This window comes from Streptomyces sp. NPDC085866, assembly GCF_044541035.1.
Lineage (GTDB): Bacteria > Actinomycetota > Actinomycetes > Streptomycetales > Streptomycetaceae > Streptomyces.
In genome coordinates this window covers 116607-133079 of record NZ_JBITSQ010000012.1, presented here as the reverse complement: position 1 = coordinate 133079, position 16473 = coordinate 116607, and the positions used below count along the sequence as shown (strand labels likewise).

The following is a 16473-nucleotide window of genomic DNA, read 5'->3' as shown; positions in this document are numbered from 1 at the left end:
ACGAAACCTACGAGACGGGTTCCCTTCGCCGGCATGGTCCGGATCAGGTGATGGGGGTCGCCGTCCAGCCTGACTGCTGCTTTTCGGCCTCTCAGCCCTACCGTCGCTGTCGGCCTCGGCGGATGCTTGCGCGTCTCGCCAAAGTCGGCTACTCCGGTCGGACTCCCTCACTCGCCTCGTAGGCTGCTTCCAGGATAATCCCGATATCGCACGAAAGAACCAGGCGAATGGGATTATTTTCTGCCGTGGTGCCGACCTGCGGTCACGCCCAGCGGCGGGCCTCCGACTCGGGAGCGGCCAGGGACACGCTCTGTGCTCCCGCGTGTACCGTGCGCCCCCGGCCGGTACGAAGATCTTCGGAGCCGCAGGGACCTGCCCTGCGGCTCCGACACCCCTAGTCCTCGGGTGGGAACACCTGCTCCGCGCTGCCCACCAGCGTGATCATGATGGCCTCCACCGGGCAGCTCTCGGCGGCCTCCAGGACCTGTTCGCTCGCGTCGGTGTCCGGTTCGACCGGGTGGGACTGGCGGGCGGAGTCGAGACGGAAGCCGTCCGGGGCGTGGTGGAGGCACTGGGCCGAGCCGATGCACACGGACCGGTCGACCTCGACGTGCCAGCGGTCGCCCATCCCTACGCCCCCGCCGGCAGGTGGATCATCTTGTGTTCGAGGAACTCGCCGTAGCCCTCGGGGCCGAACTCCCGCCCCAGCCCGGAGTTCTTGTAGCCGCCGAACGGGCCGAGCATGTCCAGGCTGAAGGTGTTGACGGAGTAGGTGCCGGTGCGGACCTGCCGGGCGACCTCGACGCCGTGCTCGACGTCGGCCGTCCACACGCTGCCGGACAGGCCGTAGTCCGAGTCGTTGGCGATCTTCACGGCCTCCTGCTCGTCGCCGTACGGCAGCAGGCAGATCACGGGGCCGAAGATCTCCTCGCGGGCGATGCGCATGGAGTTGTCGACGTCGCCGAAGAGGGTCGGTTCGACGTACCAGCCGCGCTCCAGACCGGCCGGGCGGCCGCCGCCGGTGAGGATCTTGGCGCCCTCCTCCTGGCCGATACGGATGTAGTCGAGGTTGCGCTGCTGCTGGCGCCGGGCGACCAGGGGGCCGACCTGGGTGGCGGGGTCGAGCGGGTCGCCGACCTTCAGGGCGTTCGCCGCCTGCGCGAAGGCGTCCGCGAACTCGTCGTAGCGGGTGCGCGGGACGAGGATGCGGGTCTGGGCGACACACGCCTGCCCGTTGTTCATCCAGGCCGCCGGGACGATGCCCGACACGGCCGCCTGGACGTCCGCGTCCGGGAGCACGACCGCAGCCGACTTGCCGCCCAGCTCCAGGGTGATCCGGGTGAGGTTGCGGGCGGCCACCTCCATCACCCGCCTGCCGGCCGCGACCGAGCCGGTGAAGGAGACCTTGTCGACGCCGGGGTGCCCGACCAGGTACTCGCTGACCTCGCGGTCGGCGGGGAGGATGGACAGGACGCCCTCGGGCAGCCCGGCCTCGCGCGCGATCTCGCCGAGGAGGTACGCGTCCAGCGGCGACTCCGGGGACGGCTTGAGCACGACCGTGCAGCCGGTCAGCAGCGCGGGCGCGAGCTTGGCGGCGGCGACGAACTGCGGCACGTTCCACGGGACGACGGCCGCGACCACGCCGACCGGTTCGCGCGTCACGAGGATCGGGCCGAGGACGCCGTCGCGGCGCTCCTCGTACGGGAAGTTCTGCGCGACCTTGATCGCCGAGTCCCACACCATCATCGCGCCGAGCGCCTGGGCGAGGACGCTCCAGGAGGACGGCGAGCCGTTCTCCGAGGAGATCACGCGGGCGATCTCCTCGTGCCGGGCGAGGATGCCGTCCTTGATCCGGGTGACGACCTCGATCCGCTCGGCCAACGAGGCGCGCGGCCAAGGGCCTTCGTCGAAGGCGCGGCGCGCGACGGCCACCGCCCGGTCGACGTCCCCCTTGGAGGCGTGCGGCACCCGGCCGATGACCTCCTCGGTGTGCGGGGAGATCACCTCGATGACGTCCCCGCCCAGCGGGTCGGTCAACTCCCCGCCGATGAACAGCTGTCCGTGTTCCACGAGCTCGGTCATGGCCGACTGCCTCCCGCCGCACCGCCTGTTTCTGACGCTGTTTCAGAACTGATACCAGTTCTAGTCGCGGTAGGCCAGACGTCAGAGGTCGAGCTGGTACTCGAACGTCGTGTGGGTCGGCGCATAACCGAGCGCGTCGTTGATGCGCATCATGTGCGGGTTGTTGTCGGCGGTGTCGGTCAGCAGGCCGCCCAGATCCGGGTGCCGTTCGAGGGCGTGCCGGATGGAGGCGGCCTTCATCCAGCGGCCGAGGTCATGGCCGCGGTGCCGGGGCAGGACGCCGGTGCCGTAGTGCTGGCCGTCGCCCTTGCCGTCGCCGGGGACCACCAGTTCGGTGAACCCGGCGATCGAGCCGTCCGACTCGTCGACGGCGGCGACGGTGTGCAACAGGTCGCCCCGCTTCTCGACGTCCGCGGCGGCGGCCCTGACCCGCTCCAGGTCCCAGGTCACCGTGCCGAAGTCGGTGCTGCCCATCGGCATGTCGTCCATGGCGTGACGCGACTCGACATAGGTCTCGGCGAGGTCGTCGGGAACCGTGCCCTCCCAGGAGGTCAGCCGGTAGCCGGGATGCGGCTCCTCGATGATCCCGGTGAGAGCCGTGATGTCCGCCTCGGCCAGCGGGAGCCGCGTGAAGACCAGGGTCAGGACCCTGCGGAAGCCCCGGGCCGGCAGGAACCCGGCACCGGGAGAGCCGGCCTCGGCCTGGGTGATGACGCAGCGCCGGCCGTCCTCTCGCGCGGCGGCCACGGCCGCCTCCAGGAGGCGGGAGCCGGTCCCCTTCCGCCGCTCGGCCGGGTGGACCCGCAGCTCCAGTTCGGCGAGATGCTCCTGTCCGGTCCTGGTGAAGAGGCGCAGGAACGCCGACCCGACGGGCACTCCGTCGGCGCCGGAGGCCAGCCACGCCAGACGGCGGGAGGACAGTCCGGCGTCGGGATCGGTCAGCGGGGTGATGCGTATGGTCAAGCTGTCTCCATCGGCCCGGGTGATCGGCGGCCCGGAGAACGTAGTCGCTTCGGCTCGGACGCGGCAAAGGGTTAAACCGGGGGCACCTGGAGTATCTGACGATCAGTCAGATCTGGTTATAGTGGGCAACGGTCGTGGGGTGCGGGCGGCGGGGTGGAGGACACATGACGGAGACGTTCGATCACGGCGGGGGCGTACGGTCCATCCAGGTCCCCATTCCGGACAACCCGCTCGGATACACGCTGGTGTACGTCGTGGACACCGACCGGGGTCCGGTGCTGGTGGACTCGGGCTGGGACGATCCGACGTCCTGGGAGGTCCTGTCCGCCGGGCTGGCGGCCTGCGGCACCTCGGTCGCGGAGGTGCACGGGGTGGTCGTCACCCACCACCACCCGGACCACCACGGGCTGACGGGGCAGGTCCGCGAGGCCTCCGGGGCGTGGGTGGCGATGCACGCGGCCGACGCGGCCATCGTGCGCAGGACCCGCGAGACGCGTCCGGAGCGCTGGTACGCGTACATGGCCGCCAAGCTGACGGCGGCGGGCGCGCCCGAGGAACACGTCGCTCCCCTGCGCGCCCGACGCGGCCGCCGCACCTTCCCCGGACTCTCCCCCGCCCTGCCCGACCGCGAGATCGTCCCCGGCGAACTCCTCGACCTGCCGGGCCGTCGGCTGCGCGCGATCTGGACCCCGGGCCACACACCCGGCCACGTCTGCCTGCACCTGGAGGAGGAGCATCCCGCCCGGCTCCCAGGAAGCGGCCGCCTGTTCTCGGGCGACCACGTCCTGCCGGAGATCACCCCGCACATCGGCCTGTACGAGGACCCCGACGACGCCACGGTGACCGACCCGCTCGGTGACTACCTGGACTCCCTCGAGCGGGTCGGCCGCCTCACCCCGGCCGAGGTGCTCCCCGCCCACCAGTACGCCTTCACCGACGCACCGGCCCGGGTACGGCAGTTGCTCACCCACCACGAGGACCGCCTCACCGACCTGCTGGCCCTCCTCTCCGAGCCGCTCACGCCCTGGCAGCTGGCCGAGCGCATGGAGTGGAACCGCCCCTGGCGGGACATCCCGTACCCGTCGAGGAACATCGCGGTCTCGGAGGCCGAGGCGCACCTGCGGCGTCTGGTGAAGCTGGGGCGGGCGGAACCGGTGGCGGGGAGCGAGCCGGTGGCGTACGTGGCGGTGTAACTGGATCGCCGTGGGGAGAGCGGGGCTGTTGGATGGCCTCATGGACCCTTTGGAGCAACTCCTCGGCGAACGCGCCTGCGAGCGCCTGATCCTCGACTTCGTCCAGCGGCTCGACCTCGGTGAACCGTCGTCCGTGGACGAGCTGTTCACCGAGGACGGCAGCTGGGCGTGGCCGGAGGGCGGGCGCCTGGTCAAGGGTCGGGAGGCGCTGCACGAGTACTTCGGCTCCCGCCCGGCCGACCGGCTCTCGCGCCGCCTGATGTCCAACGTCCTCGTCACCGTGACGTCCCCGGACACCGCCACCGCCACCTCGTACTTCTCGACCTACCGCGTCGACGGCCATCGGGGCGGCCTCGTCCCCGCCGAACCGCCCGTCCAAGTGGGCCACTACAACGACGCCTTCCGACGGATCGACGGCCGATGGCTGCTGGAGACCCGCGTCCTGCACCTGGCGTTCGCGGGCCCGACGCCGAAGGTCAGCTGAGCCCGGCCGCTTCCCGTTCGGTCCGGCTCAGCGGCGGGCCGGGCAGGGGGCCCCTGCGGGGGCCGAAGCAGATGGTCCACAGCATGTCGGGGGCGAAGAGGCGGGCCGGCGGGGTCTTCAGGCTCATCACGTCCAGCAGGCCGCACAGGGCGCGCGGGTTCCCGGAGCCGGCGGCGACCGCCTTGTCGACGTACGCGGTGAGCAGCCGTTCGACGGCGGTCGGCGGCTGGGGCGCCGCGCCGGGGTAGTACGCGTCCTGGCCCACGGCCAGGTTCCAGGCGTTGGCGACCGGCCGGGCCACCGCGCGCTGGATGCGGCGGGCGGTGCCGGGTGCGGTGGGGCCGTGGCGGTCGAGGACCCGGCCGAGTGCCTGCACGCTCTGCGCGGCTACGGAGAGGCCGTGGCCGTAGACGGGGTTGTAGCCGGCGACGGCGTCCCCGATGACCGCGAAGCCGTCCGGCCAGGTCTCGGAACTCTCGTAGTAGCGGCGGCGGTTGGCGGTGCTGCGAGTGGTGACCGGGTCGGTGAGCGGCTTGGCCCCGGCGATGAGGTGGCCGATGATCGGGTCCTTGAGCCCGGTGAGCGCGAAGTGCTCGAACTCGTCGGGGTCGGCGGTCGGCCGGCCGCCGCGGGTGCCCGAGAGTGTGACCAGCCAGCGACCGCCCTCGATCGGTACGACGACTCCGCCCCGGCCGGGCGCGTCGCGCGGGTCGGCCTGGACGTTCACGACGGGGTAGCGCAGGGCGGCCGTGCCGTCGGGTGCCGCGTAGACCCGGCTGGCGTAGGCGACGCCCGCGTCGACCACCCGCTCCTCCACCGGGGCGTGGCCCAGCTCCCGCAGCCACTTGTGCGCCTGGGAGGCACGGCCACCGGCGTCGATCACCAAGTCGGCGTGGAGGGTGGTCAGTTGCCCGTCGGGACCGTCCGGCACACGGATTCCCGTCACCCTTCCCTTGTCGCCCGCGAGGTCCGACACCCGCGTGCCGTCCCGCAGCGTGATCCGGCGCCGCCCGAGGACGTCGGCCCGGATCACCGCGTCCAGCAGGTCCCGGCTGCAGACGATCATGTGGTGCCGGGAGTCGGTGAACCGCCGGAACCACTGCCCCGAGGGCGCCTTGCTCACCAGGTCGGTCATCACGTCGATCAGCCCGGCGCCCTTGCCGACCAGCTCCCCGGTGACACCCGGCAGCAGCTCCTCCAGCGCGGCCACTCCGCCGGACCACAGCAGGTGGGCGTGGCGGGCCTGCGGCAGCCCCTTGCGCGGTTCGGGGCCCTCCGGCAGCCGGTCCGCCTCCACGATCGTGACCTCGTGAAAGCGGCTCGCGAGCACGGAGGCGGCGAGCATGCCGGCCGTACTCCCGCCGATGACGATCGCGGTACGGCGGGCGGTGGCTCTGTCAGGCATGAATGGTGAGACCTTCTGTGGCGACCGCCTCTCGGCGGAACGTTTCGACAACCGACGAATGGAACCGCAGGGCGCGCGCGATGCACTCCAGCTCGCTGTCGCGCTCCGGGCTGCCGCCGGAGACGGGGTCGGGCCTGCACCCGGATCCGCCCGCGGGCTCCTGCTCCATGGGCCCGGTCTCCGGCGGCTCGTCCCCGATCCCCGGTGAGCGCAGGATGTCCGTGGCGATCAGGATGTCCACCGCTCCGGCGATGCCCCGGGCCGCGGAGTCGGGGTATCCGGCCGCCGTTGCCGCCTGGTGGGCCCGGTGGCGGCGGGAGGGGCTGAGGTGCGGGGAGAGTTTGAGGAGGCCGTCGTTGATGGCGGCTCGGCGCAGTTCCAGGCGCAGGGCGGCGCCGCTGACCCGGCCGGTCGCCGGGGCGGCCGGGGGCGTGACGGTGAGCATCGCCTGCCACAGGGGCTTGAGGCGCCGGTGGGTGCGGACGAGGTCTCGGCGCTCGTCGGCGACCGGGCCGGCCTGCCCGGCGATGAAGCCCACGGCGACCAGTCCCGCCTCGGCGATGGCGAACGGCGGGGCGACGTACGTCGACAGCCAGTCCCAGTCACGGCCGCTCCAGCGCGCGCCGATCGCGGCGAGCTTGGCGACGTCGAAGATGAGCCCGAGCGCGTAGGCGACCTGGAGGAAGACCACGGCCCGGCGCAGCCAGGTGTCCTCGACCTCCTTGAACCAGGCCCACAGGATGCCCGCCGCGACCAGCGCGGACACCATGTGCGCGACCAGGTAGAGCAGCGCGAACTCACGCATCCAGGGCGTGTTGGCGTAGTAGGTGTCGAGGTCCCGCAGCCGCTCCACGTGGTGGTCGCCGAGCAGGAACGTCGTCCACAGGCCGAGGATGATGGCGCCGTAGAACAGCCAGACCGTGCGGGTACGCCGGCTGCGCACCGCGGACGGGGGCTCGCGCCAGGTGATGATCAGCCAGAGGCAGGCCCCGCAGTAGGCGGTGAGGAGTGAGTAGACCCAGAGGCCCGCGAAGTTGGGGATGCCGGTGATCTCGTTGAGGCGGTGCAGGTTGCCCGGCGGCAGCGAGGCGAAGACGACCGCGCCGATGCCGAGCAGCAGTGCGGTGGCCCGCAGGATCGGGTCCTGCCAGGCGCGTCGCAGCAGCGGCAGCTTGATGACGAAGGCCACCGCGAGCAGCACCGCGGGGACGGCGTAGGCGGCGAACGAACCCGCCATGTCCCAGCGCATCACGGCCCGCCGATGTTGCCCAGCGAGGACGACAGCCGCCCGGTCAGGGTGTCCTGGGTCGTCCGCCCGGCCGCCGCGCGCGGACCGACGACCTTGGAGAACTTCGCCGCCAGCCGCAGCCCGCACTCCTCGGCCTCCCACTCCGCCTCGGCCGCCGCCGCGGCGGGCGACCGGGTGGCCATGGCGACCACCTGGTCCCAGGGGATGTCGTCCTCGGCCTGGGACAGCAGCCGGCGCGCCGCGGCGGGCATGCCGGCCGGGTAGTGCACGTCCAGCGTCTGGTAGTGGATGTGGCCGATCTCGTGCCCCGCGATGACGAACTTGTGCTCGTCGGGCGCCCGGTCCTCGACCACGACCACGTACTGCTCGTCCATGGCGAAGGTCACCCCGGAAACGTCCAGGCCCGGCGGGAAGTTGACGAACTTCAGCCGGACCGGGCGGTCCAGCTGCGGGCTGAGCGTGGCGCAGACCGCGTGCAGGAACGCCTTCGGCTCGGTGGGCGGGGTCAGTGTCCGGGCGGTGTCACGGACGAGCCGGTCGAGGAACCGCTTCGGCGACCTGGCCGGTCTGCGGGACTTCGGCGATCTGTCGGGGCTCATGCGTCGTCCTTGCGGTCGGCGGGCGTGCGGCGACCATAAGGCGGGAAAGACGGTAACGGCGCGTTCCCGCACCCGCAACGATCATTTACGGCCAGATCTGGATCAGTTACGGCCGGAAGCACATCAGGCACGCCCGGCGCCCCTCAGGTCCGCGCCCTTCGCGTCCCCGGCCGTCGCCTCCCCGGCGCCCTCGGCCTGCTCGGACGTGATGATCATCTCCGCCAGGTCCGCGAGCGTGGCCAGCTGGCGCGCGTTCATCTGCGGGGCCCGCGCGGCCAGCCGGACCAGCCCGCTCTCCCTGAGCCGCAGCAACGGGTCCGCCTCCGCCTCCAGGACCTGCAGCACCGGCCGCAACGCCTCGTGCAGCGCCTCCTGTTCGTCCGCGGTGAAGAAGCCCGCGGGCAGACCGAAGAACCTGCGCAGCCGGTCGGTGTGTTCGAGGCTCGGCATACCGCTCTTGCGCCACTCGCTCAGCCACTGCCGGCTGGTTCCGGCGATCCGGGCCAGCTCGTCCAGCGAGTACCGCTTGCCGTCGGGCCGGCGCCGGGTCTCGCGGATGAAGTCCAGGCGCTGCCGCACCCGTTGGGCCAGGCAGCCCTCCGGCGCCCGGCCGCCCGAGAGCAGCTCGACGACGACGCCGACCGGGATGCCGGTGCGGTGGGAGAGGCCGGCGACGTCCAGGACCTCCGGCAGCCGGCCGGGCCGGCCGGTCAGCTCGCCGAGACGGTCGAGTGCGTCGGCCAGCGGGGCGTAGGCGTCACTCACCGAGGTCCCCCCTGGGCGTGTCGTCCGTATCCGTGGCTGAGCTGACGCGAGGCTACCCGGTCGCCCGTGCGCCGACCAGACGTGACAACCCCCGCTGCGGAATTAGGCAGCAATCGTTGACAGTTGAGGGTGCGGTGGGTGAGGATCGGGGCACAGAGAGCAAGATCGACCCGCCTCGGGTGCTGCCTATGGGGGAGCAGCATCCGGGGCGTACCTCTGTCCGCCTTCTCCCCACGAAGGTGAGCCTCCGATGCCGCATGCCGTCCTACTCCTCGGAGTGAGCCACCGGGCCGCGTACGACGCGTACCCACTGGAGCGGATCGCGGCGGTCCACCCGGTGGTGCTGGTCGACCCGTTCCCGCCCGTCTGGGCACGCCCGTACCTGGCCGGCCACATCGCCGCGGACCCCGGCCAGGAGGCGGCCACCGCGGAGGCGGTCGCGCACTACGCATTACGGCACCGGGTGAGCGGCGTACTGACCTGGACCAGGGAGTACCTGCCCGCCGCCGCACGCATCGCGGCCCGGCTGGGCCTGCCCGGCATCCCGTACGAGACGGCCGCCGCCTGTGCCGACCCGACCGCGTCGCAGCTGCTGCTCGCCCGGCACGGGATTGCCCCGGCCGGCCGGGAGGACGCCGAGGCCCCGCTCGTCCGCGCCGAGACCGTCGTCCTGGACGACGAGGTCCGCATCGCCGCACTGACACGTACGGCACCGGGCCCACCGCCCGCCCGGCAGCCGCTGCGGCACTGCGTGCACGCCCACGACGGGCTGCTGCACAACCGCTTCCTGCGGCAGACGGTGGAGCGGACCGTGCGCGCGCTCGGTCTCACGCACACCGTCGCCCACATCGGCCTGCGGCTCACTGCCCGCGGCCCCCGCGTCACGGACGTCGTCCCGCACCTGCCCGGCGATCTGATCCCGCTGCTGGTCGAGCGGGCCACCGGCGTCGACCTCGCCCGGGCCGCCGCCGCTCTGGCCGTCGGCCGGCTCCCGGACGTGGCGCCGACCCGGCAGCGGGCGGCTTCGATCCAGTTCGCCTACCCGGCCACGACGGGCCGGCTGACCCACCTGGACATGGACCCGGCCGCCGCGTACGAGCCGTCCGCCGAACGCATGGTCCTCACCCGGCAGCCCGGCGACCACGTCACGGCGGCCGCCCACGCGGACCCCGAAGACCGCCTCGCGCACTGGGTGGCGGAGGGCGAGACCCCGACGGACTGCGCGAACACCCTGCGCCGCATGGCCCGCCACCTGACCGTGGCCGTCACCCCGCCGGCCCGGCCGTACGCGGCCTGAGCGGTCTCGGGGAAGTGGGGTGCGTTTCCGCGTCGTCCGGTGCGGCGCATCGGCGTGCTGCGGCATCGCCCTCGTACTGGACGTACTTGGGTGATGCGGCAGTGCGGCGAGGTGCCGTGCCGGGCGGCGCGGGGGCGTGCCTCACTTCCCCGAGGCCGCTCAGCGGGCCAACACCCGTGGCAGCCACACCCCTTCGACCCCATGCCCGTCGGCCGGGCGCGCCGCCTCCCGCACTCTCCCCGCAGCCGCCCCGACCGTGACCCCGGTCACCGTCTCCGTGTGCCCACAGCCACCCCTCGGGCCGCGCACGGCTGCCGGTAAAGTGGCGTCGTCGTCATCACACCCGTACGGGGGGAAGCCGGTGCAATTCCGGCGCTGACCCTTCCCCAAGCTCTCGACTTCGCTCGAGCAGGGGATACCCCAATCGTGAACCGCCCGCCCCCGGACGGTGAGCCGGACTGCCCCGCACGGGACGTTGACCGGCTCGCGTGCGCGGCGACCCGCAGCGCACGGCACCGTCGAGGTTTACGGAGCCGAGCCGCCCGGGTGTTCCCGTGCGCTGCCGGTTCCCAGCAGGAGAGGCAGTCGCCGACCATGAACGTCCGCCGCAGTGCAGCGGCTCTCGCCGCCGTAGGTGTGCTGGCAGCCGCCGCACCCGCCATGGCCGCCGGCCCGTCCCCGTCCGCGCCCCCGAAGGTGACGATCCCGGCCGGGCTGTTCGGCAAGACCGACCCCACGTACGACGGAGTCTGGCGCCAGTCGCTCGCCCTGCTCGCCCAGCGGACGCTCGGCTACCGCCCGGCCGACTCGGCCGTCGACTGGCTGGTCGGGCAGCAGTGCGACAAGGGCGGCTTCGCCGCGTTCCGGGCCGACACCACCAAGCCCTGCGAGGGCAAGGGCGGCGTCCAGCCCGACACCAACAGCACGGCCGCCGCCGTCCAGGCGCTGCAGGCGGTCGGCGGTCACGACGCCGAGGTCCGCAAGGCCCTGGTCTGGCTGACGACGCTGCAGAACAAGGACGGCGGCTGGGGCTACTCGTCCGGCGCCCCGAGCGACACCAACTCCACCGGCGTCGTCGTCGGCGCGTTCGCCGCGGCCGGCCAGGACATCGCCGAGCTGCACCTCAACGGCAAGAACCCGTACGACCTGCTGGCCAAGTGGTCCCTGCCGTGCGACGGCACCGGGGGCGGAGCGCTCGCCTACCAGCCGGACAAGAAGGGCAAGCTGGCCGCCAACGCGGACGCGACGGCGGCCGGCGTGCTGGGCGCGCTCGGCAAGGGGTTCGCGCCGAAGGCCGGGAAGGCCCCGAAGCAGGGCTACATCTGCGCCAACTCCGACAAGCAGCTCACCCCGGCGGAGGTGGCGAGCAACGGCTCCGCCTACCTGGGGGAGGCCATGAACCCCGACGGGTACCTGAAGTCCGCCCTGCCCGGGGCCAAGGACCAGCCCGACTACGGCAACACGGCGGACTCGGTCGTCGCGCTCGCCGCGAACGGCTGGATGCGCCAGGCGAAGAAGCCGTACGCCTGGCTGGAGAAGAACGCGGTGAAGTGGGCGGAGCAGAGCGGCCCGGCCGCCTACGCCGAGCTGGTCTTCGCCGCGCACGCGATGGGTGACGACCCGCACGACTTCGGCGGCACGGACCTGGTGCAGGCGCTCGACGCGACGGGCCCGGCGCCGCAGAAGGCCGCCCGCACCGCCGAGCCCGGCAAGCGCGCCGAGCACGACTCGGGCATCGGTGTCTGGTGGATCGTCGGTGCCGGTCTCGTCTTCGGCGTCGGCATCGGCATCCTGCTCAGCGGCCGCCGGAAGCGGCAGCAGCTGTGACCGCCGTCCGCCGTGCCGCGGCCCTGCCGGCCGCCGCTCTCGTCCTCGTCGCCGGTGCCGCCCAGGCGCACGCCACCGGTTACCGCTACTGGTCGTTCTGGGAGCGGGACGGCGGCCGCTGGACGTACGCCACCCAGGGCCCGTCGACCGCGCGTCCCGACGACGGCGCGGTCCAGGGCTTCCGCTTCGCGGTGAGCGAGGACTCCGCGGACGCGAGCCGGCCGCGCGGCACGGCGGACTTCGCCACGATCTGCGCGGGGACACCCGCGAAGGCGGGTACGAAGCGGGTCGCCCTCGTCATCGACTTCGGCACGCCCGCGGACGCCCCGTCCGGCGAGACCCCGCCCACCCGCCGTTCGGCCTGCGCGCGCGTCTCCCCCGACGCGACGACGGCCGAGGCCCTGGCAGCCACCGCGAAGCCGCTCCGCTACGACACCAACGCCCTGTTGTGCGCGATCGCCGGGTATCCCCGCAAGGGGTGCGGGGAGCAGGTGTCTGCCGACAGCACGCAGAAGAAGCCGGCGGCTGCCGACGAGGAACCCCGGCAGAAGGACAGCGACCCCTCCCTCGGTCTGCCGATCGGCGTGGGCGCGGTCGTCCTCCTGGGCGGGGCGGCGGTGTGGCAGGCCCGGCGGCGCAGGAATGCGTAGTCCGCGGGTGCGGGCCGGTGGTGGCCGGTCGCGCCCACGCGGCGGAGCCGCACATCGATCCGGCCCGCGCCTCCTCGGGGCGCGGGTGGCCCCGCTCCACCCCGGCGCCTGGTGGCTCTGGTCCCTCGGGCTCGGTACGGCCGCCACCCGGACCACCAACCCGCTCCTCCTCGGCCTCCTCATAGCCGCGGCGGGCTACGTGGTGGCCACCCACCGCTCCAGCGCGCCCTGGGCCCGTTCCTACGCCGCCTTCGCCAAGCTCGCCGTCGCGGTGCTGCTGATCCGCCTCGCGTTCACGGTCGTCCTCGGCTCCCCCGTCCCCGGAACGCACGTCGTGCTCGCCTTCCCCGAAGTGCCCCTCCCCCACTGGGCGCAGGGCATCCAGCTCGGCGGTGACGTCACCGCGGAAGCGCTGCTCTTCGCCGGCTACAACGGCCTGAAGCTCGCCGCCCTCCTCATCTGTGTCGGCGCCGCCAACGCCCTGGCCGCCCCGGCGCGTCTGCTCAAGTCCCTGCCCGGTGCCCTGTACGAGATCGGCGTGGCCGTGGTCGTCGCGCTCACCTTCGCGCCGCACCTGATCGCCGACGTCCAGCGGCTGCGCGCCGCCCGCCGGCTGCGCGGCCGCCCGGACCGCGGGGTACGGGGCCTGCTCCAGGTCGGGCTGCCGGTCCTGGAGGGCGCGTTGGAGCGTTCGGTCGCCCTCGCCGCCGCGATGGACGCCCGCGGCTACGGCCGTACCGCCGCCGTCCCCGCCCGGGTGCGCCGTACGACGTCCGCACTCACCCTCGGCGGCCTGCTCGGCGTGTGCGCGGGGACGTACGGGCTGCTCACCGCGGAGGGCGGCACGTACGGACTGCCGGTGCTGGGGGCCGGGGTCGTCGCCGCGCTCGCGGGCCTGCGCCTCGGCGGCCGCCGCACCCCGCGCACCCGGTACCGCCCGGAACCGTGGGGTGTTCACGCATGGCTGGTCGCGGGCTCGGGCGCCGCGGTCGCCGCGCTGCTCGCGCTCGCCTCCGCGCGCGACCCGGACGCGCTGCACCCCGGCGTCGTACCCCTGGTGGCCCCCACCCTGCCCCTGTGGCCCGCGGCCGCGGTCCTGCTGGCCCTGCTGCCCGCCTTCATCGTCCCCAAGGAACCCCAGGACCCCGAGGAGCCGTCGTGATCCGCTTCGAGGAGGTCAGCGTCACCTACGAGGGCGCGGCCGAACCGACCGTCCGGGGCGTGGACTTCGAAGTCCCCGAGGGCGAACTCGTGCTGCTCGTCGGCCCGTCCGGGGTGGGCAAGTCGACGGTGCTGGGCGCGGTCAGCGGGCTGGTCCCGCACTTCACCGGCGGCACCCTGCGCGGCCGTGTCACGGTGGCCGGCCGGGACACCAGGACCCACAAGCCGCGCGAACTCGCGGACGTGGTCGGCACGGTGGGGCAGGACCCGCTCGCGCACTTCGTGACGGACACGGTGGAGGACGAACTCGCCTACGGCATGGAGTCGCTGGGGCTCGCTCCGGAGGTGATGCGGCGCCGGGTGGAGGAGACGCTGGACCTCCTGGGCCTGGCCGACCTGCGCGCCCGCCCGATCGCCACGCTCTCCGGCGGACAGCGGCAGCGGGTCGCGATCGGCTCGGTCCTCACCCCGCACCCGCGGGTGCTGGTCCTCGACGAGCCGACCTCGGCGCTCGACCCGGCCGCCGCGGAAGAGGTCCTGGCGGTCCTGCAGCGCCTGGTCCACGACCTGGGCACGACGGTCCTGCTGGCCGAGCACCGCCTGGAGCGCGTGATCCAGTACGCCGACCGGGTCGTGCTGCTGCCCTCCCCCGGCGCCGCCCCGTTGTACGGTGACCCGGCCGAGGTGATGTCCGTCTCCCCGGTGTACCCACCGGTGGTGGACCTGGGCCGCCTGGCAGGCTGGACCCCGCTGCCACTGACCGTGCGGAACGCCCGCCGCCAGGCCGCTGACCTGCGGGAACGGCTGATCCAGGCCCAGCAGACCCGCGCGACACCGCCCACCGGCGAGCCACCGAGCAGACCGGCACCCGCCACCGAGGACCGGCCGAGTGCGCCCGCGCCCGCCACCAAGGACCAGCCGAACGCGACAGCACCCGCCACCAAGGGCCGGCCGAGCACGGCAGCACCCGCCACCAAGGACCAGCCGAACGCGACAGCACCCGCCACGAAGGGCCGGCCGAGCACGGCAGCGCCCGCCGCCGGACCCCGGCCGAGCAGGCACGCACCCACCTCCGAAACACAGCCGCCCGGGCCGACCCCCCTTGCAGAAGCACGCCTGCCCAAGCCGACCTCCGCCCCCGAAACCCGCCACACCCCGCTCCCTTCCCCCCGGCGCCGACTCTTCCGCCGGGCGGCAGCCCCCGTCTCCGCCACTCCCCCGCAGATCGCCGAGGTCCGCTCGCTGGCCGTCCGCCGGGGCGGGATCACGGCGCTGCGGCACATCGACCTGACCGTGGCCCCCGGTGAGACGGTCGCGCTGATGGGGCGCAACGGCGCCGGGAAGTCCACGCTGCTCGGCTCCCTCGTCGGGCTGGTGGAGCCCACCGCCGGTTCCGTCCGCGTCGGCGGGGCCGTACCGCATCGGACTGCGCCCCGGGACCTCGTGCGCCGGGTCGGTCTCGTGCCGCAGGAGCCGCGGGACCTGTTGTACGCGGACACGGTGGCCGCCGAGTGCACGGCCGCCGACCGGGACGCGGGCGCCGCGCCCGGCACCTGCCGGGCCCTGGTCTCCGAGCTGCTGCCGGGCATCACGGACGACACCCACCCCCGCGACCTCTCCGAGGGCCAGCGTCTGGCGCTCGCCCTGGCGGTCGTACTCACCGCCCGGCCTCCCCTTCTTCTGCTCGACGAGCCGACCCGGGGCCTGGACTACGCGGCCAAGGCCCGCCTGGTCACCGTGCTGCGGGAGCTGGCCGCCGAGGGACACGCGATCGTGCTGGCCACGCACGACGTGGAGCTGGCGGCGGAGATCGCGCACCGGGTGGTCCTGCTCGCCGACGGCGAGGTGATCGCCGACGGCCCGACGGCGGAGATCGTGGTCTCCTCCCCCTCCTTCGCCCCGCAGGTCACCAAGATCCTGGCCCCGCAGCCCTGGCTGACCGTCGCCGAGGTCCGGGAGGTGCTGGCATGACCGCCACCTCGCGGGCCCGGGTCCGCGCCGTCCGGCTCGGCCCCCGCTCCCTAGCCGCCCTGTTCCTGGTCAGCGCGGTCGGCGTGGCCGGCTTCTTCTGGCCCTTCCTCGCCCCGCCCGGCTCGCAGATCGGCGCGCACGCCGAGGACGCGCCCTGGCTGTTCGCGGGCCTGCTGATCCTGCTGGTCGCGGTCGTGTCGGCGACGATCTCCGAGTCCGGTCTCGGCCCGAAGGCCGTCGCGATGGTGGGCGTGCTGGCCGCGACCGGGGCGGCGCTGCGCCCGGTCGGCGCGGGCACGGCCGGGATCGAGCCCATGTTCTTCCTGATGGTGCTGAGCGGGCGGGTGCTCGGCCCCGGCTTCGGCTTCGTACTCGGCTCGGTGACGATGTTCGCGTCCGCGCTGCTGACGGGCGGGGTCGGCCCGTGGATGCCGTTCCAGATGCTGGCGATGGGCTGGTTCACCATGGGCGCCGGGCTCCTCCCGGGCCAGGTCAGGCTGCGCGGCCGGGGCGAGCGGCTCCTGCTGGCGGGCTACGGCTTCTTCGCGGCCTTCGCCTACGGCACGGTCATGAACCTGGCCGGCTGGCCCTTCATGGGTGCCCTGACCTCGAACATCGCCTTCGACCCGGACGGGACGGTCCGCGCCAACCTGGCCCGGTTCGTCGCCTACTGCCTGACCACCTCCATGGGCTGGGACCTGGGCCGGGCGGTCTGCACGGTCGTCCTGACCCTGGTTCTCGGTCCGGCGCTGCTGCGCGCGCTCCGCCGAGCCACCAGGCGTGCCGCTTTCGAGACCGCGGTCACATTCGACGCACCCGCTGAGTGA

General features: G+C 73.5%; 15 protein-coding genes and 1 riboswitch. Of the genes, 8 read left to right on the top strand and 7 right to left on the bottom strand.

Annotation, left to right across the window (positions count from 1 at the left end):
* Nucleotides 1–3: 3 nt before the first annotated feature.
* Nucleotides 4–179, bottom strand: a riboswitch (TPP riboswitch).
* Nucleotides 180–394: 215 nt separating this feature from the next.
* From ACIF83_RS29595 to ACIF83_RS29585, 3 genes are all read right to left on the bottom strand, one after another.
* Nucleotides 395–628 (bottom strand): ferredoxin, encoded by a 234-nt coding sequence (locus tag ACIF83_RS29595; RefSeq protein ID WP_399731399.1) that lies wholly within the window; start codon nt 626–628, stop codon nt 395–397.
* 2 nt (nt 629–630) lie between these two features.
* Nucleotides 631–2082, bottom strand: coding sequence for an aldehyde dehydrogenase (locus tag ACIF83_RS29590; RefSeq protein WP_399731396.1), 1452 nt, complete (start codon nt 2080–2082; stop codon nt 631–633).
* A gap of 81 nt (nt 2083–2163) precedes the next feature.
* A complete protein-coding gene (locus ACIF83_RS29585; RefSeq protein WP_393465752.1) occupies nt 2164–3045 on the bottom strand; it encodes a GNAT family N-acetyltransferase in 882 nt (293 codons plus the stop codon).
* 164 nt (nt 3046–3209) lie between these two features.
* On the opposite strand from ACIF83_RS29585, the gene ACIF83_RS29580 reads away from it, so the two are divergent.
* The gene (locus ACIF83_RS29580; protein WP_393465749.1) at nt 3210–4238 is read left to right on the top strand and encodes an MBL fold metallo-hydrolase; all 1029 of its coding nucleotides are present in this window, start codon (nt 3210–3212) and stop codon (nt 4236–4238) included.
* Nucleotides 4239–4278: 40 nt separating this feature from the next.
* Nucleotides 4279–4722 carry a nuclear transport factor 2 family protein gene (locus ACIF83_RS29575; RefSeq protein WP_399731392.1) on the top strand — a complete coding sequence of 148 codons (444 nt, stop codon included), beginning with the start codon at nt 4279–4281 and terminating at the stop codon, nt 4720–4722.
* Here ACIF83_RS29575 and ACIF83_RS29570 read toward each other — a convergent pair.
* The 4 genes from ACIF83_RS29570 to ACIF83_RS29555 all read right to left on the bottom strand — a co-directional run bounded on the left by ACIF83_RS29570 (nt 4715) and on the right by ACIF83_RS29555 (nt 8740).
* Nucleotides 4715–6127, bottom strand: coding sequence for an FAD-dependent oxidoreductase (locus tag ACIF83_RS29570; RefSeq protein WP_399731389.1), 1413 nt, complete (start codon nt 6125–6127; stop codon nt 4715–4717). The genes ACIF83_RS29575 and ACIF83_RS29570 overlap by 8 nt on opposite strands.
* A complete protein-coding gene (locus ACIF83_RS29565; protein ID WP_399731697.1) occupies nt 6120–7376 on the bottom strand; it encodes an MAB_1171c family putative transporter in 1257 nt (418 codons plus the stop codon). Before ACIF83_RS29565 ends, ACIF83_RS29570 begins: the two co-directional genes overlap by 8 nt.
* Nucleotides 7376–7975 (bottom strand): hypothetical protein, encoded by a 600-nt coding sequence (locus ACIF83_RS29560; RefSeq protein ID WP_393465744.1) that lies wholly within the window; start codon nt 7973–7975, stop codon nt 7376–7378. The genes ACIF83_RS29565 and ACIF83_RS29560 overlap by 1 nt, the downstream gene beginning before the upstream one ends.
* A gap of 123 nt (nt 7976–8098) precedes the next feature.
* A complete protein-coding gene (locus ACIF83_RS29555; protein ID WP_399731386.1) occupies nt 8099–8740 on the bottom strand; it encodes a helix-turn-helix domain-containing protein in 642 nt (213 codons plus the stop codon).
* 250 nt (nt 8741–8990) lie between these two features.
* On the opposite strand from ACIF83_RS29555, the gene ACIF83_RS29550 reads away from it, so the two are divergent.
* The 6 genes from ACIF83_RS29550 (at nt 8991) to ACIF83_RS29525 (ending at nt 16473) form a co-directional block, all read left to right on the top strand.
* The gene (locus tag ACIF83_RS29550) at nt 8991–10037 is read left to right on the top strand and encodes a hypothetical protein (protein WP_399731383.1); all 1047 of its coding nucleotides are present in this window, start codon (nt 8991–8993) and stop codon (nt 10035–10037) included.
* A 594-nt stretch (nt 10038–10631) separates the two neighbouring features.
* Nucleotides 10632–11864 carry a prenyltransferase/squalene oxidase repeat-containing protein gene (locus ACIF83_RS29545; protein ID WP_399731381.1) on the top strand — a complete coding sequence of 411 codons (1233 nt, stop codon included), beginning with the start codon at nt 10632–10634 and terminating at the stop codon, nt 11862–11864.
* Complete coding sequence (locus ACIF83_RS29540) at nt 11861–12514, top strand: SCO2322 family protein (protein WP_399731378.1); 654 nt, start codon at nt 11861–11863, stop codon at nt 12512–12514. The genes ACIF83_RS29545 and ACIF83_RS29540 overlap by 4 nt, the downstream gene beginning before the upstream one ends.
* Entirely contained in the window at nt 12507–13676 is a 1170-nt protein-coding gene (locus tag ACIF83_RS29535; protein WP_399731375.1) for a CbiQ family ECF transporter T component, read from the top strand. Before ACIF83_RS29540 ends, ACIF83_RS29535 begins: the two co-directional genes overlap by 8 nt.
* A complete protein-coding gene (locus ACIF83_RS29530; RefSeq protein WP_399731372.1) occupies nt 13673–15646 on the top strand; it encodes an ATP-binding cassette domain-containing protein in 1974 nt (657 codons plus the stop codon). The genes ACIF83_RS29535 and ACIF83_RS29530 overlap by 4 nt, the downstream gene beginning before the upstream one ends.
* Nucleotides 15643–16473, top strand: a complete 831-nt coding sequence (locus tag ACIF83_RS29525) for an ECF transporter S component (protein WP_398137305.1) — start codon at nt 15643–15645, stop codon at nt 16471–16473. The genes ACIF83_RS29530 and ACIF83_RS29525 overlap by 4 nt, the downstream gene beginning before the upstream one ends.